This window comes from Halpernia frigidisoli (assembly GCF_900113805.1).
Classification (GTDB): Bacteria; Bacteroidota; Bacteroidia; order Flavobacteriales; family Weeksellaceae; genus Halpernia; species Halpernia frigidisoli.
Genome location: NZ_FOQT01000002.1, coordinates 70,313 through 89,507, shown reverse-complemented (window position 1 = coordinate 89,507; position 19,195 = coordinate 70,313). Strand labels below are relative to the sequence as shown.

Here is a 19,195-nt window from a genome sequence, read left to right as displayed (position 1 = left end):
ACCACAATGATTTTTGTTCAGATAAATCTTAAAAATCTGCGGGATAAAAAGTTTTTAAAATTGTTAGACTAAAATTTAAATTTTCTAAAACCTTGTGTCCTTTGTGGAATTTGATCAGTTATTTGATAAAAATTCTTTGTGACTTTGTGGTAAAAATCCATTTAAATCTTCTCAAAATTATCTGCATTTCGGAACTCACTTATAAAATGTAGTTTCACGTTTGGAAATTTTTCTTGTGTCATGTGAATCGTGAAAGATGAATCTGCTAAAAATACAAGTTGATTAAATTTATCTCTCGCTAAAAAACGTTGTTTTAAACGTGCAAATTCTTTAAATTCTTCCGATTTCTCATCGGCTTCTACCCAACAAGCTTTATGGATGGAAAGTGGCTCGTAAGAGCATTTTGCGCCGTATTCGTGTTCCAATCTGTATTGAATGACTTCATATTGAAGCGCACCAACTGTTCCAATAATTTTTCGGTTATTCATTTCCATCGTGAATAATTGCGCCACACCTTCGTCCATTAATTGATCAACGCCTTTATTTAATTGTTTGGCTTTTAAGGGATCAGAATTGTTAATATATCTAAAATGTTCCGGTGAAAAATTGGGAATTCCTTTAAAATTAATTTTTTCGCCACTCGTCAAAGTGTCGCCAATCCTGAAATTTCCTGTATCGTGAAGTCCAACGATATCGCCTGGAAAACTTTCTTCCACGATTTCTTTTTTGTCCGCAAAAAATGCATTTGGTGAAGAAAATTTTAATTTTTTTCCATCACGAACGAGTAAATAATTTTCATTTCTTTTAAAAGTTCCTGATACAATTTTCACGAAAGCCAATCGATCTCGGTGTTTCGGATCCATATTGGCGTGAATTTTAAACACAAAACCTGTGAAATCATCTTCTTCAGGTTTTACCAAACGGTTATCTGAATTTTTCGGCTGCGGTTTTGGGGCGATCTCTATAAATGCATCGAGCAATTCGCGAACACCAAAATTATTTAAAGCAGAACCAAAAAACACGGGTTGAAGTTCACCGGCGAGATATTCTTCACGGTTAAAAGGCGGATAAACTTCCTGAATTAATTCTAATTCTTCACGCAAATTTTCAGCGGCTTTTTTACCTACAATTTCGTCAATTGATTCATCATTAATATCATCAAACTTGATGGTTTCGCCTATTTTTTGTTTTTTTTCTTCAGTAAATAACTGGATATTATTTTCCCAAATATTATAAATTCCCTGAAAACTTGCGCCCATTCCAATTGGTATAGAAAGCGGACAAGTTCTCAAACCGAGTTTTTGTTCCACTTCATCGAGCAGATCAAACGCATCTTTTCCTTCTCGGTCCAATTTATTAATGAAAACCAACATCGGGATATTTCGCATTCTACAAACCTGAACTAATTTTTCAGTTTGCTCTTCCACGCCTTTTGCCACGTCAATCACGACAATCACAGAATCAACAGCCGTTAAAGTTCGGTAAGTATCTTCCGCAAAATCTTTGTGACCGGGCGTATCAAGAATATTTATCTTGTGATTTTTATATTCAAAAGCCAAAACGGAAGTCGCCACAGAAATCCCTCTTTGACGCTCAATTTCCATAAAATCGGACGTTGCGCCTTTCTTAATTTTGTTTGATTTTACCGCACCTGCTTCCTGAATTGCACCACCGAAAAGTAATAACTTTTCCGTCAGCGTTGTTTTTCCGGCATCCGGGTGAGAAATAATTCCGAAGGTTTTTCTTTTATCGATTTCTGTTTGTAAAGACATTTTTTAGATTTTAAATTTTAGATCATGAATTTTAAATTCAAATCTAGTGTGTACTTATGTTTTCTAAATTTTTCAATTAATTTAAAACTTCTGTATTAAAAAAATCTATTGTTTAGATCAAGATTGCAAAAATCGTGATTTTTATTCAATATTGAAAATTGGATTTAAAAGAACTTATACAAGATATTTTCTTTTTAAAAACCAGGCTAAAATTAAACCAATAAAAACCATAAAAGCGCTGAACGGAAATATATATTCCATTCCTGCAAAATCTGCAACGGCGCCAATTACCGGACCTGCAACGCCAAGAGAAATATCGATAAAAAGTCCGTAGCCAGCCAAAGCAGAACCTTGGTTTGCAGCAGGAACACTTTGAATCGCAACAACGCCCAAAGCAGGAAAAATTAAAGAAAATCCAAAACCTGTAACGCCTGCGCCAACTAATGCCAAAGTAGGATCTGTCGCAAAAGCAATCATTGAAAGTCCCAAAGTTTCAACTAAAAGACAAGCGATCGCGACTTTAATTCCACCATATTTGTTGATTGAATTATTGAAAATCAATCGTCCTGCAACGAATAAAATACCAAAAACGCTAAGCGACAAAGCGCCGTTATTCCAGTGGTAAAAAGTATAATAAAGTGTGATAAATGTTGAAATTGCTGCAAAACCAATTCCGCCCAAACCTAGGCAAAGTCCAAAAGGCGTCACTTTTCCTAAAACTTTCCAAAAAGACTGAACTTCTTTCCGGTTTTTATTAATTTTATTCCTCTTGGTTTTAGCAAAGAAAAATCCGATAATTCCCAATAAAATAGACAAAATTCCGATGCCATAAAGTCCGGAATATTGATGGATAACAATGCCCAAAGAAGCGCCAAGCGCTAAAGAACCGTAACACGCAACGCCGTTGTAAGAAATAATTTTTGCCGTATGTTTTTCACCAAACGCCATAATTGCCCAGTTTATAGGACTTGCGCCAACTAATCCTTCTGCACAACCTGTGAATAAACGTGTGATAATTAAAAATGTCAGACTTAAAAATGGGGAAAATTTAAAATAGTAAGCAATGATCAGAAAAATTCCAGTGATAGAAAAACCAATCATACTGTATAAAACCGCGAGTTTTGGACCTTTCCCGTCAATAATTTTACCCGAATAAGCACGAAGAAAAAAGGTGGCAACATATTGAACACTGATCACAATTCCCGCTACAATTAAGCCAAAGCCTAAAGTTTTGCTAATGAAAATTGGAAGTACAGAAAGCGATAAACCGATTATAAAATAACCTATGAAGGTGAAAGAAACGTAAGCGAGAAGAGAACTGGTTATGTTTTCAGTTTTTTTTTCTGAAATGTGCATGTAATAAATTTAAGGTGCAAAGGTACTTTTTAAATAAATTTTAGAAAAACAGATCTGTTAGCAATTGATTTTTCTAAACAATGAAAAACATTGACGGTACAACTTATAGAAATCCTTTATCTTTGCTAAAAATTAATAATTGGAAACGGTAAAGAGATTTAATTTTACGATCGGATGGCGGGAAATAGGCATTTTATTCGCTGGATATTTCTTAGCGCAAGTAGTGATCGGGATTATCGGTGCTTTTATGATGTTCGTTTTAAAAGAAGATTACGCAACATCTTCCGGCTTCTTATTAATTGCGTATTTATTAAGTTTAGGCTTACCAATTTTGTTTTTTGATCTTTTTGTGACACGACCAAAAGGGAATAAATTAAATTTCAATTTTTCTTCAAAACCACTTCTTACTTACGTTTTAATTTTTCCGATGATGTTTGGAATGATGCTCATTTCAGAGTATTTGACCAATCTAATTCCGACAACAGGACCGCTTTTTGGCTGGCTTTACAAAAGTTTTTTAGAACAAATGAATTCCATTTCTGTGGATCACGCTGCAATGGTAATAATGGTCGCCATTTTTGCGCCGCTTTTAGAAGAAATTTTATTTCGCGGGATTATTTTAAAAGCAATGTTAAATAAAGGCATTAAACCAAAAAAAGCGATTCTTTTTTCCGCTTTAATATTTGGTGCTATTCACGGTTATCCGTGGCAATTTTTGGGCGCATTTTTGCTTGGACTGGTTTTAGGACTGGTTTACTGGAAAACAAAATCTTTGTTAATGTCAATTTTACTGCATTCATTCAATAATTTTATTGCTGCAATGCTTATCATATTTACAAAAGATGAAAGTTTTAAAACAATTATTAATTTACCAGAAATTTATCTTTTAATTGCTGGTTTAGTGTTGTTCGGCATTTCATATTATTTTTTTATGCACAGAAATAAAATTATTTATCAGGAAAGTTAAAGCTTAAAAACACTTTTCTAAACATTATAAAACGAAATCGAACGATTTCAAATCATATAAAACATAATTAAAAAATGGAACTTTTAGTAGCCACACATAATCTTCACAAGAAAGAAGAAATTCAACAAATTTTGGGTACAGACTATGTTGTAACAAGTTTGACGGATTATAATATTCATGATGAAATTGTAGAAGACGGAAAAACTTTTCAGGCAAACGCATTAATAAAAGCAAAACATTGCTTTGAAAAAACGGGAAAAGCAAGTCTTGGTGACGATTCTGGTTTGGTTGTAGAAGGTTTAGACGGGAGACCGGGAATTTTTTCCGCGCGTTACGCTGGTGATCACGATTTTAAAAAAAATATCGCTAAAGTTTTAGAAGAATTAAAAGATGAGCCAAATCGAAAAGCCTATTTTATCACCGTTCTTTGCTATAAAGACCAAAATGGTGAGCATTTTTTTGAAGGAAGAGTTTACGGAAATATTACCGAAAAAGTCTTTGGTGAAGAAGGTTTTGGTTACGATCCTATTTTTACGCCGGAAGATCATAATCAGACTTTCGCAGAAATGCACGTAGAAGAAAAAAATAAGATCAGCCATAGAAAACTGGCTTTGGATCAGTTTATTCAGTTTTTAAATATTGAAAAACAAGCCTAAATTCGTAACTTTAAATTTTAAAATCTTACTTTGAGTTCTTATCTTACTATTCTCGGTTTCAATTCTGCCATTCCAACGGTCAATTCTTCGCCCACAGCGCAGTTTTTAGAGATGGAAGAACGTCATTTTTTGATTGATTGTGGCGAAGGAACACAAGTTCAACTTCGGAAAGCAAAGGCGAAATTTTCCAAAATAAACCATATTTTTATTTCCCATCTTCACGGCGATCATTGTTTTGGTTTGCCTGGATTGATCGCGTCTTTCAGACTTTTGGGCAGAGATAAACCTTTGCATATTTACGGTCCGGAAGGCATTAAAGAAATGCTGGAAACTATTTTTAGAATTACAGAAACTTATCGTGGTTTTGACTTGATTTATCATGAATTAAATAAAAATTATTCGGAGAAAATTTACGAAGATAATAGAGTAGAAGTGTTTACGATTCCTTTAAACCATCGCATTTACTGCAACGGTTATTTATTTAAAGAAAAGGAAAAAGAACGCCACTTAAATATGGAAGAAATTTCAAAATATCCTGAAATTAAAACCTGCGATTATCAAAACATAAAAAATGGAAAAGATTTCCCTTTGTCTGACGGTTATGTTTTAAAAAATGATAAATTAACTTTAAATCCTACAAAACCAATTACTTACGCTTTTTGTAGTGACACAAGATATTTAGAAGACATTATTCCGTTAATCGAAAATGTAGATGTGCTTTATCATGAATCTACTTTTTTGCATGATCTAAAAGAAATGGCAGATTACACGGGACATACTACGGCGTTGGAAGCGGCGAAAATTGCAAAAGCTGCGAATGTTAAAAAATTAATTTTGGGTCATTTTTCTAATCGATATCATGATTTAAATGTTTTTCTTGATGAAGCAAAAACTATTTTCCCGGAAAGTTATTTGCCAAAAGCATTAGAAGTTGTAAAGTTAGAATGAGCAAAAAGAAAGTAAATCTGGACGAAGTTTTTTCTTTACTAAATGAAAAAGCCGAACAATATAATAATCTGGATTTCATAGAACTCGATCCAATCAGTATTCCGCATCGTTTTTCTTTAAAACAGGACATTGAGATTTCCGGATTTCTAACGGCAACAATTTCCTGGGGAAACCGAAAAGCGATCTTAAATTCAGCGCAAAAAATGCTGGATTTTATGGACAATTCGCCTTATGATTTTATTCAAAATTTTACCGGTAAAGATTTAAAACAAATTGAAACTAAAGCCCTTCACCGAACTTTCAGCGGGGAAGATTTTGCTTATTTTTTAAAAAGTCTGCAAAAGATCTATTCTGAATTTGAGAGTTTAGAACAGTTGTTCATTGTCAATGAAAATGAAACTAATTTTTACCACGCTTTGGATAGATTTCGTGTGGTTTTTTTAAATGAAGACACGATCAAAACTTCAAAACACGTCAGTTCAACTTATAAAAATTCTGCAGCAAAAAGATTAATAATGTATTTGCGTTGGATGGTTCGCGATGATAAAAAAGGGGTTGATTTTGGTATCTGGAAAAACATTGATGCAAAACATTTATCAATTCCACTCGATGTCCATACTGCAAATATTTCTCGGGAATTGGGTTTGCTTAAACGAACTCAAAATGACTGGAAAGCAGTTGCTGAATTGGATTTGATAATCAGAAAATACAATCCAAAAGACCCTGCGGTTTATGATTTTGCGCTTTTTGGAATGGGTGTGAATAAGGATTTTTGAAATTAATTTTTATTTAACCACGAAGGCACAAGATTTTCACGAAGAATTAATTATTATGACTTTTAAGACACAAAGTTTTAATTCTTTGCATTTTTAAAGTTTGGATATTCGCAGTGTTTTCGTGTTTTGAAAAATAAATTCTTTTAAATTCTTCAAAACAATTTATATTTGTTTTATGAAAAAAAATCAGAAATCTGCGGCGGTAGGTTTTATATTTATTACGATTTTAATTGACATTACCGGCTGGGGAATCGTCATTCCGGTGGTTCCAAAATTAATACAGGAATTATTGCACGCTGACATAAGTGTTGCTTCTCAATATGGCGGTTGGCTGAGTTTTGCCTACGCTTTTATGCAGTTTATTTTCGCTTCAGTTTTGGGTGGTTTAAGCGATAAATTTGGCAGAAGACCAATCATTTTATTTTCACTTTTAGGTTTTGCAGGTAACTTTTTTCTTCAAGCTTGGGCGCCAACAATTATGTGGCTTTTTATCGGCAGATTGTTATCGGGCGTTACAGGCGCGAGTATCACAACGGCAAGCGCATATATTGCAGATGTTTCTACGGATGAAAATAGGGCGAAAAATTTCGGTTTAATTGGTGCTGCTTTTGGTGTTGGCTTTATTATAGGACCAGTTCTCGGCGGACTTCTTGGTCAATACGGTTCGCGGGTTCCTTTTGTGGCAGCGGGAATTTTATGTCTGGTGAATTTTCTTTACGGTTATTTTGTTCTGCCGGAAAGTTTGCCTCTTGATCAGCGAAGAGATTTTTCTTTTAAAAGAGCAAATCCGATTGGTTCACTTTTGCAATTAAAAAAATATCCGAAAATTTTGGGATTAATTTTTGCGCTGATCTTACTTTATATTGGCGGACATGCCGTGCAAACGAATTGGACTTACTTTTCAATGTATAAATTTAACTGGTCTGAAAAAACGGTCGGTTTATCTTTGGGCGTAGTTGGTATTATCACAGCTTTGGTGCAAGGCGTTTTGATACGGTATATCAACCCAAGAATCGGGAATCAAAAAAGTATTTATTATGGTTTAATGCTTTATTCTTTTGGAATGATGCTGTTTGCATTTGCCACGCAAAGCTGGATGATGTTTGCTTTTTTAATACCTTACGGATTGGGCGGAATTGCAGGACCAGCGCTCCAAAGTGTGATCTCTGCGCAAGTTCCAAGGAATGAACAGGGCGAATTGCAGGGAGCTTTGGCAAGTTTGGTAAGTCTGACTGCGATTATTGGTCCGCCTTTGATGACGAATACTTTTTTCTTTTTCACTCATGACAATGCACCGTTTAAATTTGCAGGTGCGCCGTTTTTTTTGGCTTCGATATTAATGGGAAGCGCTGCTGTTCTTGCATTCAGGGTTTTTAAAAAAGAAAATTTACAGGTCGAAAGCGAAGTAGTTGAAGTTTGATGTATATTATCTTGATTTAAAATTTTTATCTTTTTTGTTGGAAAAATCGACACGTGAACTTCTAGTCCCGATCGAAATGGAAATCCTTTTTTTGTGCATTTAACAAAAAAAGATTGGAAAGAAGAGCGGGCAGAGTTTTCCGAAAAATCAAAACTTTTGAAACTCCTTAAAACCAACACCTCTGAAAGTGCGTAAATACATAAATATTTCTTAAAAAAAATTTTAGAATAAAACTATTTCGTAATTTAGCCAAATGGAATTGAGTTTAGGTGAAATGCTAATGATAGTACTCGTAATTGTAGTATTATTTGGACCGGATAAAATTCCGGAAATTGCCCGCGGATTGGGCCAGGGCGTGCGCAAAATGCGTGGCGCAATGGAGGATATAAAGACCGATATCATGAAAGAAACGGATAATCCTGTGTCTGATATCAAGCGTGAGATCGACAGAATCCGTTCGGAAGCTTCAGAATTTAATCCATTAGCGGAATTAAAAAAAGATATCACAGACGATTCTTCTCCCAGAGGTTTGATCGATGAGCCAAAACCGGTTAGTCTGATCGACGATGAAACGCATGAAGGTCCTGTTAGTCGGTAACTATGGAAGATTTCATAGAAAAAGATCAGCAGCTTTTACTTTATTTAAATAATTTAGGAAATAAAAGTTTTGATCCTTTTTGGCTTTTGATGTCCAGCAAACTAGTCTGGATTCCACTTTACATCATTTTTCTTTATTTACTTTATAAAAATTATAAACTCCGAAATTTCATTTTCATTCTCATTTTTATAGGTATTGGCATTACGATTTCAGATCAGTTGTGTAATATTTTTAAAAATGGTGTTCTGCGTTTAAGACCTTGCCATACTGCATTTCTTGAAGCTAAAATGCGTCTTGTAACTTGCGGGGGACAATACGGATTTTATTCTTCCCATGCTTCAAATTCTTTTTTTATTTCTGCTTTTCTATCTTCATTGATAGGAAAAAGATACAAATATTTTACAGTTTTTGTATTTGTTTGGGCAATCGTTGTTTCTTACAGCAGAATTTACTTAGGTGTTCATTTTCCCTTTGACGTGGCTTTTGGCGCGTTGATAGGGTTTCTTCTAGGTGGATTATTTTCGGTTTTAGCTAAAAAAAGTTTTAGAACTGAAAAATTAAAAATTTAGAAATTTTAAACCAAAATTTAATTTATAAATCAAGAAAATTAAGTTTTGCAAATACTTTTTACTTTTCAATCATTATGATATGGTTTTCCCTGCAAGATAGAAGCTGCACGATAAACCTGCTCCACAAAAAACAGACGGATCATTTGGTGTGTAAAAGTCATTTTTGAAAGAGAAATTTTCTCACTCGCTTTTGCATAAATTTCATCTGAAAAACCATAGGCACCGCCAACTAAAAAGCAAATTCTTTTTACCGAAATGCTCATAAAAAAGTCTATTTTATCAGAAAATTCACGACTGGTAAACTGCTTGCCTTTTTCGTCTAAAAGAATTATTAGATCTGAAGATTCTAACTGATTTTGAAATAATTTTGCTTCTTCTTTTTTAATAAGTTCCGGCGTGAGACTTTTAGCATTTTTTACATCCGGTAAGGTAATTATCTCAAAATTCCAGTGTTTTGGCAACCTTTGAATGTAATAGGAGAGAAGTGTTGAAATTTCTTTGTCGTCCGTTTTGCCTATACACATTAAATTAATTCTCATTTCTTATCTTTGTCCTACAAAAGTAGATAAATGGGCCTAAAATCGCCTCTCTTTATAAAAAAAATTCACGGTTATTTAGACGGATTGCACATTCCGTTTTTAGGCATTTCTCTGTGGAAAATGTTTGAGATTTACGGCAAAGGTATTTTTAGAATTCAGCTCGGAAGACAAGCTGCAAGTATTTCCTGGAGTTTTTTTCTAAGTCTTTTCCCGCTTTTACTTTTTATGCTGTCGCTTTTGCCTTATCTTCCACATTACGACAAACTGCAGTTTTATGTATTTGAGGTATTACTTCGGAATATTTTTCCCGCGCATATGCAGACTGATGTTTCAGATTATATACAGCATTCCATTATTCCAAATTTGAAAAATTTTGGCAGCGCCACGATCATTTTTGCCTTAATTTTTGCCACAAATGGCGCGCATTCACTCATTAACGGTTTTAATTTAAATACCGAACTTAAAAGGACTTTTGTAAAAGAATATCTCGTGTCATTCGTTATTACCATTGCGTTCATTGGGGTGATAATGCTTTCACTTTTGGGGATTTATTACAGTGAAGTTGTTTTAAAACTTTTTAAGCCACATTATAATATCAGCTGGTTTGTGCAGAATTTATCAAAAATAATCGGGTACATTTCCTTTCCTTTTTTATATTTTATATTGCTGATATTTTTTTACTGGATCGGTTGTTTAAAGATCACCACAATGAGACAGGCAATTCCCGGAGCCATTTTTACAACTGTTTTATTCATTCTCATCACTTTTATTTTTGCTTTTTACGTTCAAAAATTTGCCAGGCAGAATATTTTATATGGTTCTGTTGGATCGATGATACTTTTGATGGTCTGGATAAACCTCAATATTATGGTAGTACTTTTAGGTAATGAATTAAATATTGCCATCAAAAAAGTACGGGTAGAAAAAATAATGTCAGAAGAAATTGGAAGTTTCGATGATAATTACAACAGTTCTCGTCTCCCAGATTCCCCGCAGGAAGAGGAAAATCACAATATTGTCTGGAAAGATAGAACTTAAAACCTCGAGTTAAATTCCTCGCGGTATTCCGACAAAATTATTTTTTTTCGTCTTGAATATTTTAAAAGCAGAAATCCTGAAAAACCGGATATAAGTGAGGCTGCAAGAATCGCAAATTTGGCTTCATCCTGAAGATCAGTACTTCCACGGAAACTTAAAAGTGCTATAAAAATTGACATCGTAAACCCAATTCCTGCTAAAAGACCGACACCCATCATCTGAATCCACCGGCTTTTATATGGAAGCTCACTAAATCCTAATTTTATGGCGATCCAGGAAAAAAGATTTATTCCGATAATTTTACCTAAAAATAAGCCAAGAATAATTCCTGCGCCAAAATTGGTGAAAAGTCCGTCTATCATTCCGGTGTGAAAAGTAATATCTGTATTTGCCAGTGCGAAAATGGGCATTATAAAAAAACTGACTGGAATTTGAAGTTTTGATTCTAATTTTTCCAACGGTGAAGGTATATTTTTCGAAATATTTGTTGGGATTGTGAATGCCAAAATTACCCCGGCAATCGTTGCGTGAATGCCAGAATGGATCATAAAATACCAAAGAAAAACGCCGGGAATTAAATAATAAAAATAATTTTTAAATTTTAAATAATTAAATAAAATCAGAAGTCCGATGATCAGTACGCAAATCCCCAGATATGCCCAGTGAAGCGAGTCTGTATAAAAAAACGCAATGATCAAAATTGCACCAAGATCATCAACAATAGCCAATGCTGCCAAAAAAATTTTAATGGATGAAGGCACCGCTTTTCCCAACATTCCAACAATAGCCAGAGAAAATGCAATGTCGGTTGCCATCGGTATCGCCCAACCTTTTGCATATGGCGTACCGTGGTTAAATAAAAAATAAATAATCGCCGGAAATAGCATACCGCCGATCGCTGCAAAAATGGGTAAAGAGGCGCTTTTAATAGTAGAAAGTTCACCTTCAACAACCTCTCTTTTAATTTCTAAACCAACTAAAAGGAAAAATACCGTCATTAAACCGTCGTTGATCCAGTGACTTACTGAAAATTTTAAACCCAGCGATTCAAAACCAATGTCGAGATGAAGCAGGTTGTTAAAACTCTCTGATGCTGAAGAATTTGCGATAAAAAGTGAAATAAAAACACAGATTATAAGTAAAATTCCAGAAGTCTCGCTGCTTTGAAAAAAGTTTTTAAAATATTTTGTTAAGATCATTTGAGTTTTATATTAGAGACTTTTTTCCTGTAACTTTTAAAAAAGTAAGTTTTTTGGAAGTGGTATTTAAAGTCTTTTTACTTTATTTACGCCGTTGATACTTCTTAATTGCTTAAAACTTTCCTCCAACTGTATTTTATTTTGCACTTCAAGGGTGATCATGCCACGAAATATTCCGTCATTTGATTCTATGGTCATACTTTTCATGTCCATACTCATTCCGTTACTGATTACGGCCGTTATATCGTTGATCATTCCCATTCTGTCAAGTCCTTCAATTTCAACTTTTATTCTGTTTTTAAATCGTTCCTCATTCACCCATTTTGCGGGCATCACGCGGTAATCGTAGTTTGCACGCAGATTTATGGCGTTGGGACACTGGTCATTATGAACTTTTATACCATCAGAAATTGTTATAAATCCAAACATTTTATCACCAGGAATAACAGTACAACATTTTGCAAAAGTATAATTTAATTTTTCTTCATCCTTTCCAAAAACAATCAGATCAAGATCTGTTTTTTCTGGTTCCTGAAACTCAATATTTTTTGAGGAAGATTTTTTAAAACGGTTGATAAAGTTATTGATCAAACCTTTGCTTTCCGTAAATCTTTTAATATCAGACGTGTCTAAAGCGCCATTTTGAAAAGAAATAAAAAGATCCTGTGATGTTTTAAGATTAAAAAATTTCTGCAACTTATTAATTTCCTCGTCGTTGAAATTAATTTTTGCATGACGCATTTTTCTCTGCAAAGTTTCTTTTCCTTCGTCAACTAAATGCGCTTTTTCGGAATTTAAAATCGCTTTAATTTTCGATTTTGCCTTTGAAGTCACTACAAAATCCAGCCAGTCGAGTTTTGGTTTTTGATTTTGTGAAGACAAAATATCTATTTGATCGCCGTTTTGAAGCGTATAACTAATTGGGACTAATTTTCCATTTACTTTCGCACCAAGACATTTCATCCCAAGATCGGAATGCACAGAAAATGCAAAATCCAATGCCGTAGAACCAACCGGTAAGATTTTAATTTCACCTTTTGGTGTGAAAACGAAAACTTCTTTGCTGTAAAGATTTAGTTTTACATTGTCTAGAAGTTCTGTCGTAGTAAGCGATTGCTGGTTTTCAAGAACATCTCTGATCTCGGAAACCCAGTTTTCAATATTTTTTTCGTCAGAATTTTGTTTGTAGCCTTCTTTATATTTGTAATGTGCGGCAACGCCTTTTTCCGCAATGTCGTCCATCCTTTCACTTCGGATCTGAACTTCTATCCACTTTTTATCCGGACCTAAAACAGTTAAATGTAAACTTTCATAACCTGTCGAACGTGGCTGAGAAATCCAGTCGCGCATTCTTTGCGGATTGCTGTGGTAAAGATCGGTAACTATTGAGTAGATTTTCCAGGCGATAAATTTTTCGTTTCTAGCATCAGATTTATAAATGATCCTGATTGCATAATTGTCGTAAACTTCCTCAAAAGTGACGTTCTGCTTCTGCATTTTCCTAAAAATCGAACTTATGGCTTTTGCGCGGCCTTTTATTGTAAAATTAAGATGTTCGGCTTCTAGCTGCTCAGAAACCTCATTTTTAAATTCATCTACATATTTTCTCCTGTTTTCTTCTGCGGTCTCAAGTTTGGAAGTTATTTCATTGAAAATTTCTGCGTTATTGTATTTTAAAGAAAGATCTTCGAGCTCAGATTTAATGACATAAAGACCAAGTCTGTGCGCTAAAGGTGCATAAATATAAACAGTTTCACTCGCAATTTTTCGCTGTTTATTTGGCGCCATACTATCTAAAGTCCGCATGTTGTGAAGTCTGTCAGCGATTTTAATTAAAATAACGCGGAAATCTTCTGATAAAGTCAAAAGTAATTTTCGGTAATTTTCAGACTGGATCGAAATATTCTGGTGATTCATCACCGAAATTTTAGTCAGACCGTTTACGATATCTGCTATTTTTTCGCCAAAAATCTTTTTGAGATCTTCATAAGTGTAATCAGAATCTTCTATCACATCGTGCATCAAAGCACAAGCTATCGAAGTAGCGCCCAAACCAATTTCCTCACCCACAATTTTTGCTACCGCGATCGGATGATAAATATAAGGCTCGCCACTTTTTCTCCGCTGATCTTTGTGCGCATCGAGAGCGATATCAAAGGCCTTACGGATGAGTTTATTATTTTCCTCGTCTAAAGTTCTGTAAGTATTTGAAATCAGATCTTTATAACGCGCAAGTATTTCCTTATTTTCCTGTTCTAAATCGTACCCCATATTCACTAACAATTTCATACGAAAATACAAAAAAAAGAGGCGAATACCTAGAATTTTTTATCCTTTCAAATAACTTAAAAACGCTTTAAAATTTATAAAAACTCTATATTTGAAAAGAATTTCACCTCTATGAAAAAAATCATTTTCCTTTTTTTATTTTTTTTTAAAGTTTTACCGGCTCAAAACGTCAGTCAGACTTTGGAAAAAGCCACGAAAGATCTGCTTTCCACCTCGGCGGCTCTTTCCGCTAATTTTTCATTTTACGTAGCCGATGCTTCAGGTAATTTGGTTTATGAATACAATGGTAATAAAGGTTTGTCAACTGCTTCCACTCAAAAGATATTTACCGCTGCTGCCGCTCTAGAAACTTTAGGTAAAAATTTTACTTACAAAACTCAGGCTTCTTTCGACGGAAAAATTAGTTTAGGCGAGCTTTCAGGAAATATTTTTATCACTTCCAACGGTGACCCGACTTTGGGAAGTTGGCGCTATGATGGTTTCAAACCGGAAGATTTCAAAAAAAAATTATTTAATGCTTTAAAGGAAAAAAATATTAAAAAAATTGATGGCGATCTGGTCATCGACGATACTTATTTTGATTTTCAAACAATACCTGGCGGTTGGCCGTGGAATGACTTAGGTAATTATTATGGTGCCGGTGTTTTTAGCGTCAATTGGAAAGAAAATCAGTTTGACATTAATATTACAGGGAATAAATTCAAGGATTTTTCTTATGATTTAAAAGATGTCGCTTGGGTTAATGAATTGAAAACTGGCGGAAGTTCTGATCAAAGTTTGATTTTCACGTCGCCAATTTCAAACGTCGCTTATATCAACGGAACTTTACCCGCGGGTAAAACGACAACCGTTTCCGGTGCAACGCCAAATCCTCCATTGCAACTGGCGGTAGAAATTCAAGAATTGTTTAAATCTTCGGGGATTGATTTTAAAGGAAAACTTATCACTAATTCACAAAGATTAGTTGCAGGCGAAAAAGTTTTAACAACGCCAAAAGAGAATATTTTTTTCACCTACGAATCACCAACTTTAGATAAATTAGTTTATAATTTTCTGCGAAAAAGTATCAATCTTTACGGCGAAACTTTTATTAAAACGATGGCAAAAGAGAAGAAAAATGAGGGAAGTTTTGATGTTGGTGTGAAATATTTAAAAGATTTTTGGGTTTCGAAAGGAATAAAATCTCAGATGATAAATTTCGCAGATGGAAGCGGACTTTCACCACAAAATTATGTGTCTGCAAAAGCGGAAGTTCAGGCTTTACTTTATGTTAAAAGACAGAACTATTTTCAGGAATTTTATGATGGATTTCCGACGCAGAGTAGCGGTATGAAAATGAAAAGTGGCACTATAAAAGACAGCAAGTCTTTTGCCGGATATTCTAAAAGGGGTAATTACGTTTTCTCGATCATCATTAACAATTATGATGGAAATGGCGTTAGTGAGGAACTTTATAAAGTTTTAAATGTTTTAAAATAGTAAATGAAGAGAAGAAGTTTTTTTTCGAGGTTTAATAATTGGTTCGTTTTCATTGTCTTTTCCGCGATGATCATCGCAATTATTTTATCGACCACAATTTTGATCAATTATCTGCGAAAAGAAGAAATAAAACGCATCAATCTTTTCGCGACAGCCATAAAATACCAACAGGAAATAAAATCGCCGTCACCAGAAATTTTAGATCTGGTTTTGCAGATCGGTCAATCGAATAACTCAATGCCATTCGTTGTTACTGATAAAAATAACGTACCGACTTTTCAGGCAAATATTCCGCCTGAAGTGGAAAAAAGTCCGGAAAAAATGAGCAGATTAATGCGCCGGATGAAAAATAAATACCCGCCAATCGAGATTGAATTTCCCGATCATAATAATCAGTTTGTCTATTATGACAACTCAGATCTGCTAAATAATTTACGCTATTATCCGTTTGTTTTGGGCCTTTTTATCTTCGCTTATCTTCTGTTTTCATTTTGGTTTTTACGAACTATTAAAAAAACAGATGAAGGTTTTCTCTGGGCTGGTTTAGCAAAAGAAACTGCGCACCAGATCGGAACACCTTTATCCTCAATGATAGGCTGGATCGAGGTTTTGCGCGAAGAAAATCCAAATTCTGAAGGTGTGAAAGAATTTGAAAAAGATATTTACCGGTTAAAAACGATCTCTGAAAGGTTTTCAAAAATTGGTTCAGTTCCCACGCTAAATGATCTCAATATCAATGAAACTGTTCAGCAAAATTTTGATTATTTAAAGAACCGTATTTCTAGTAAAGTAAATTTTTCTTTAAAAATGCCGAATCAGGAAATTTTAATTCCACACAGTAAAATTTTGATGAGCTGGGTTGTAGAAAATTTGGTTAAAAATGCTGTTGATGCGATGCGCGGGGTAGGGAATTTAGCAATAGTTTTGACTGAAAAAAATGATCTTGTGACGATTGATATTAAAGATTCAGGCAGCGGAATGACGACTTCACAGATCAGAAATGCTTTTAATCCTGGCTTTTCTACAAAAAAGCGCGGTTGGGGTTTGGGTTTATCTTTGGCAAAAAGAGTAATCAAAGAATATCATAATGGCGACATTAAGATCGTGCAATCTGAGATAGGGCAGGGAACTACTTTTAGGATTTCAATGAAAAATTCTTAAATATTTTCTAAAAATTTAGCGGAAAAAGCTGATTTTTTAAGTAAAAATCATCAAGATATTCTTAACCTGCTATAGAAAAGTTTTAAAAAAATAATTTGATTATTTCAAAGTTTCCTGAAAATCAGTTCTGTCTTTTTCAGTTATTTCTCTTAAAACCTTACATGGATTTCCTGCGGCAATCACATTTTCAGGAATGTTTTTTGTAACCACGCTTCCGGAACCAATAATTGAATTTGCACCAATCGTAACGCCGGGATTTACATTGACGTTTGCGCAGATCCAAACATTATCTTCGATCACAATTTCCTTCGAAATTTCATAACCTTCTTTTCTGAAATCTTTATCAATCGGGTGATTAACGGTTATCAAGGAAACATTTGGCCCGATCATAACGTGATCACCAATTTTAACTTTTGCAGCGTCAAGAACTAAAAAATTGTAGTTGGCGTAGAAATTCTTTCCAATTTCGATATTAAAACCATAATCACATCTGAAAGGCGGTTCAAGATAAAAAGTACCTTTCGTTTTGCCAAAAAGTGGTTTAATTAATTCGTGACGTTCTTTGATTTTTAAAGGTGATAGATTATTAAATTCAAAAATTTTTTCTTTGGCTTTTTGCCTTTCCAAAAATAACTCTTTGCCCACTGGTAAATAAGGCTCGCCGGAAAGCATTTTTTCTTTTTCAGATTTCATATGAAATAAATTTTTCGCTGATTTGTCATATGTTATCGCCCGGTTTTTATCTTATTTTGTTGACTTAATTTATGATTGGCGATTTCATAAAAATTAATTGGCTTGTGGCTCAATTACTTCATAATTAATGTAGTAATTGGGATCAAAAGAAATTGCCTGTTCATTCTCAAGTTTAAGAAATTGAGTTTTGTTGGATGGTTTAATAATTATTAATTTTCCACCATTATTAATTCTAATTGGCAAACTGAAATTGTCAACCGTATTTTTCCAGATAATTTGCAGCTCTTTTCCATTTTGATAATAACCAAGTGTCGGAATTTTCGTTGTTTCTAAATATTGCTTAAAAACTGAAGAAAAGTCGATCTCGGATTTTTGATTAATATAATCTTCAACCTGTTTTCCCGTCACCGTTTGATGGTAAAAATCTTTATTTAAACCTCGAAGAATTTGGCGAAATTTTTCATCATCATTAATGACCTGCCGAATTGTATGAAGCATATTAGCGCCTTTGTAATACATATCGCCGCTTCCTTCATTTCTTACACCAAATTTCCCGATGATCGGTTCATCATTTTGAATATTTTTTCGAAGACCGATCACATATTTTTCCGCAGCTTCTTTTCCCATAAAATTTTGGGTAAAAAGTGTTTCAGAATAACATGTAAAACTTTCGTGGATCCACATATCTGCCTGATCTTTTGCAGTTATATTGTTGGCAAACCATTCGTGCCCACTTTCATGAATAATTATAAAATCCCAGTTTAAACCAACACCAGTTCCGCTCAAATCGCGACCTAAATAACCGTTTTCATAGCGATTCCCATACGCTACAGAACTCTGGTGTTCCATTCCTAAATAGGGACTTTCTACCAATTTGTAAGAATCTTCGTAAAACGGATAAGGACCAAACCAATATTCAAAGGCCTTCAACATCGGTTTAACCTGCTCGAATTGCTTTTTAGCTTGACCTAAATTATAATCTAAAACCCAATAATCTAAATTTAGTTTTCCTTTTTCGCCGTTAAAAGTGTCTTTAAAATTAACATATTTCCCAACATTTGGAATGATAGAATAATCGTTGATCGGATTTTTTACTTCCCAGGTATAAACTTTAGAATCGCCTTCTGAAACGGTGGAAATTAATTTTCCATTTCCAACGCCTACTAAATCTTTTGGTGTTTTTATCTTTAAAATCAAACCATTGTCCGGCTCATCGTTCCAGATATCTTTTGTGGGCAGCCAAACAGACGCACCAATTCCTTCATCAGCAACAGACATCCACGGATTTTTATTTTTATCTTCGGTAAAAACCCAGCCGCCGTCCCAAGGTGGTTTTACAGCAACAATTGGATTTCCATAAAATTTGAATATGACTGAAAATTTTTGACCTTTTTTAAAATTTTGATTGGTTTCAAGAAAAATAAAATCGCCGTCTCTTTTTTCATTTTTAAATTTAATATCAGAGGCCAGAATTTCGTAATTCATTGGCTGTTTCAAATCAATTTGAAAAGTGGGATTTTCTATGTCTTTTGTAATTTCAAAAGAAATTTTATTGGTTCCATTAATTGATTTGTCTGAAAATTTTGGTGTCACTGAAACTTCATATTTCTTGACATCCCAAAAATTTCTAAAATCTGTATCTGAACCTTTCAAAGTATCAGATTTTGTAAAAGTTTGCGCCGACGCAAAACCCGAAATTATTACAAATAGAAAAATTGAACTAAATTTCATTTAA

Annotated in this window: 17 protein-coding genes; 10 read left to right on the top strand and 7 right to left on the bottom strand. The window is 34.1% G+C overall.

What is annotated here, in order from left to right; all coding sequences use genetic code 11:
- Window positions 1-161: 161 nt before the first annotated feature.
- The gene (locus tag BM238_RS05520) at window positions 162-1,772 is read right to left on the bottom strand and encodes a peptide chain release factor 3 (protein ID WP_090079220.1); all 1,611 of its coding nucleotides are present in this window, start codon (window positions 1,770-1,772) and stop codon (window positions 162-164) included.
- Between the two features lie 174 nt (window positions 1,773-1,946).
- Window positions 1,947-3,128, bottom strand: a complete 1,182-nt coding sequence (locus BM238_RS05515; protein WP_090079219.1) for an MFS transporter — start codon at window positions 3,126-3,128, stop codon at window positions 1,947-1,949.
- 139 nt (window positions 3,129-3,267) lie between these two features.
- On the opposite strand from BM238_RS05515, the gene BM238_RS05510 reads away from it, so the two are divergent.
- The 7 genes from BM238_RS05510 to BM238_RS05480 all read left to right on the top strand — a co-directional run bounded on the left by BM238_RS05510 (window position 3,268) and on the right by BM238_RS05480 (window position 9,062).
- Window positions 3,268-4,095: a CPBP family intramembrane glutamic endopeptidase gene (locus tag BM238_RS05510; RefSeq protein WP_090079218.1), complete on the top strand. Its 828-nt coding sequence runs from the start codon at window positions 3,268-3,270 to the stop codon at window positions 4,093-4,095.
- A gap of 74 nt (window positions 4,096-4,169) precedes the next feature.
- A complete protein-coding gene (rdgB, locus tag BM238_RS05505) occupies window positions 4,170-4,751 on the top strand; it encodes an RdgB/HAM1 family non-canonical purine NTP pyrophosphatase (RefSeq protein ID WP_090079217.1) in 582 nt (193 codons plus the stop codon).
- Window positions 4,752-4,781: 30 nt separating this feature from the next.
- Entirely contained in the window at window positions 4,782-5,699 is a 918-nt protein-coding gene (locus BM238_RS05500) for a ribonuclease Z (RefSeq protein WP_090079216.1), read from the top strand.
- Window positions 5,696-6,475 carry a TIGR02757 family protein gene (locus BM238_RS05495; RefSeq protein ID WP_090079215.1) on the top strand — a complete coding sequence of 260 codons (780 nt, stop codon included), beginning with the start codon at window positions 5,696-5,698 and terminating at the stop codon, window positions 6,473-6,475. Before BM238_RS05500 ends, BM238_RS05495 begins: the two co-directional genes overlap by 4 nt.
- Window positions 6,476-6,650: 175 nt before the next feature.
- Window positions 6,651-7,895, top strand: coding sequence for a TCR/Tet family MFS transporter (locus BM238_RS05490; protein WP_090079214.1), 1,245 nt, complete (start codon window positions 6,651-6,653; stop codon window positions 7,893-7,895).
- A 253-nt stretch (window positions 7,896-8,148) separates the two neighbouring features.
- Window positions 8,149-8,493 (top strand): Sec-independent protein translocase subunit TatA/TatB, encoded by a 345-nt coding sequence (locus BM238_RS05485; RefSeq protein ID WP_090079213.1) that lies wholly within the window; start codon window positions 8,149-8,151, stop codon window positions 8,491-8,493.
- A 2-nt stretch (window positions 8,494-8,495) separates the two neighbouring features.
- Window positions 8,496-9,062, top strand: coding sequence for a phosphatase PAP2 family protein (locus tag BM238_RS05480; RefSeq protein WP_090079212.1), 567 nt, complete (start codon window positions 8,496-8,498; stop codon window positions 9,060-9,062).
- 65 nt (window positions 9,063-9,127) lie between these two features.
- Here the strand turns inward: BM238_RS05480 and BM238_RS05475 are convergent, their stop codons facing one another.
- On the bottom strand, window positions 9,128-9,601 hold the full coding sequence (locus tag BM238_RS05475) for a 23S rRNA (pseudouridine(1915)-N(3))-methyltransferase RlmH (RefSeq protein WP_090079211.1): 474 nt from the start codon (window positions 9,599-9,601) through the stop codon (window positions 9,128-9,130).
- A gap of 30 nt (window positions 9,602-9,631) precedes the next feature.
- Here BM238_RS05475 and BM238_RS05470 point away from each other — a divergent pair, with 30 nt between their 5' ends.
- On the top strand, window positions 9,632-10,639 hold the full coding sequence (locus tag BM238_RS05470) for a YihY/virulence factor BrkB family protein (protein ID WP_090079210.1): 1,008 nt from the start codon (window positions 9,632-9,634) through the stop codon (window positions 10,637-10,639).
- Here the strand turns inward: BM238_RS05470 and nhaA are convergent.
- Entirely contained in the window at window positions 10,636-11,838 is a 1,203-nt protein-coding gene (gene nhaA / locus BM238_RS05465) for a Na+/H+ antiporter NhaA (RefSeq protein ID WP_090079209.1), read from the bottom strand. The two genes, BM238_RS05470 and nhaA, sit on opposite strands and share 4 nt — an antisense overlap.
- A 66-nt stretch (window positions 11,839-11,904) precedes the next feature.
- The gene (locus BM238_RS05460) at window positions 11,905-14,109 is read right to left on the bottom strand and encodes a RelA/SpoT family protein (protein WP_090079208.1); all 2,205 of its coding nucleotides are present in this window, start codon (window positions 14,107-14,109) and stop codon (window positions 11,905-11,907) included.
- 129 nt (window positions 14,110-14,238) lie between these two features.
- Here BM238_RS05460 and dacB point away from each other — a divergent pair, with 129 nt between their 5' ends.
- Window positions 14,239-15,606, top strand: coding sequence for a D-alanyl-D-alanine carboxypeptidase/D-alanyl-D-alanine endopeptidase (gene dacB, locus BM238_RS05455; RefSeq protein WP_090079207.1), 1,368 nt, complete (start codon window positions 14,239-14,241; stop codon window positions 15,604-15,606).
- A gap of 3 nt (window positions 15,607-15,609) precedes the next feature.
- On the top strand, window positions 15,610-16,767 hold the full coding sequence (locus BM238_RS05450; RefSeq protein ID WP_090079206.1) for a sensor histidine kinase: 1,158 nt from the start codon (window positions 15,610-15,612) through the stop codon (window positions 16,765-16,767).
- Window positions 16,768-16,866: 99 nt separating this feature from the next.
- On the opposite strand, the gene BM238_RS05445 is transcribed toward BM238_RS05450, so the two are convergent.
- Complete coding sequence (locus tag BM238_RS05445; RefSeq protein ID WP_090079205.1) at window positions 16,867-17,460, bottom strand: sugar O-acetyltransferase; 594 nt, start codon at window positions 17,458-17,460, stop codon at window positions 16,867-16,869.
- A gap of 93 nt (window positions 17,461-17,553) precedes the next feature.
- Window positions 17,554-19,191: a M1 family metallopeptidase gene (locus BM238_RS05440; RefSeq protein WP_090079204.1), complete on the bottom strand. Its 1,638-nt coding sequence runs from the start codon at window positions 19,189-19,191 to the stop codon at window positions 17,554-17,556.
- Window positions 19,192-19,195 lie beyond the last annotated feature (4 nt).

What these genes read in the sequence shown, in the direction of transcription:
- BM238_RS05520 (WP_090079220.1), bottom strand. Translation starts at nt 1,772, where the DNA reads ATGTCTTTACAAACAGAAATCGATAAAAGAAAAACCTTCGGAATTATT.
- BM238_RS05515 (WP_090079219.1), bottom strand. Translation starts at nt 3,128, where the DNA reads ATGCACATTTCAGAAAAAAAAACTGAAAACATAACCAGTTCTCTTCTC.
- rdgB (WP_090079217.1), top strand. Translation starts at nt 4,170, where the DNA reads ATGGAACTTTTAGTAGCCACACATAATCTTCACAAGAAAGAAGAAATT.
- BM238_RS05495 (WP_090079215.1), top strand. Translation starts at nt 5,696, where the DNA reads ATGAGCAAAAAGAAAGTAAATCTGGACGAAGTTTTTTCTTTACTAAAT.
- BM238_RS05490 (WP_090079214.1), top strand. Translation starts at nt 6,651, where the DNA reads ATGAAAAAAAATCAGAAATCTGCGGCGGTAGGTTTTATATTTATTACG.
- BM238_RS05485 (WP_090079213.1), top strand. Translation starts at nt 8,149, where the DNA reads ATGGAATTGAGTTTAGGTGAAATGCTAATGATAGTACTCGTAATTGTA.
- BM238_RS05480 (WP_090079212.1), top strand. Translation starts at nt 8,496, where the DNA reads ATGGAAGATTTCATAGAAAAAGATCAGCAGCTTTTACTTTATTTAAAT.
- BM238_RS05475 (WP_090079211.1), bottom strand. Translation starts at nt 9,601, where the DNA reads ATGAGAATTAATTTAATGTGTATAGGCAAAACGGACGACAAAGAAATT.
- BM238_RS05470 (WP_090079210.1), top strand. Translation starts at nt 9,632, where the DNA reads ATGGGCCTAAAATCGCCTCTCTTTATAAAAAAAATTCACGGTTATTTA.
- nhaA (WP_090079209.1), bottom strand. Translation starts at nt 11,838, where the DNA reads ATGATCTTAACAAAATATTTTAAAAACTTTTTTCAAAGCAGCGAGACT.
- BM238_RS05460 (WP_090079208.1), bottom strand. Translation starts at nt 14,109, where the DNA reads ATGGGGTACGATTTAGAACAGGAAAATAAGGAAATACTTGCGCGTTAT.
- dacB (WP_090079207.1), top strand. Translation starts at nt 14,239, where the DNA reads ATGAAAAAAATCATTTTCCTTTTTTTATTTTTTTTTAAAGTTTTACCG.
- BM238_RS05450 (WP_090079206.1), top strand. Translation starts at nt 15,610, where the DNA reads ATGAAGAGAAGAAGTTTTTTTTCGAGGTTTAATAATTGGTTCGTTTTC.
- BM238_RS05445 (WP_090079205.1), bottom strand. Translation starts at nt 17,460, where the DNA reads ATGAAATCTGAAAAAGAAAAAATGCTTTCCGGCGAGCCTTATTTACCA.
- BM238_RS05440 (WP_090079204.1), bottom strand. Translation starts at nt 19,191, where the DNA reads ATGAAATTTAGTTCAATTTTTCTATTTGTAATAATTTCGGGTTTTGCG.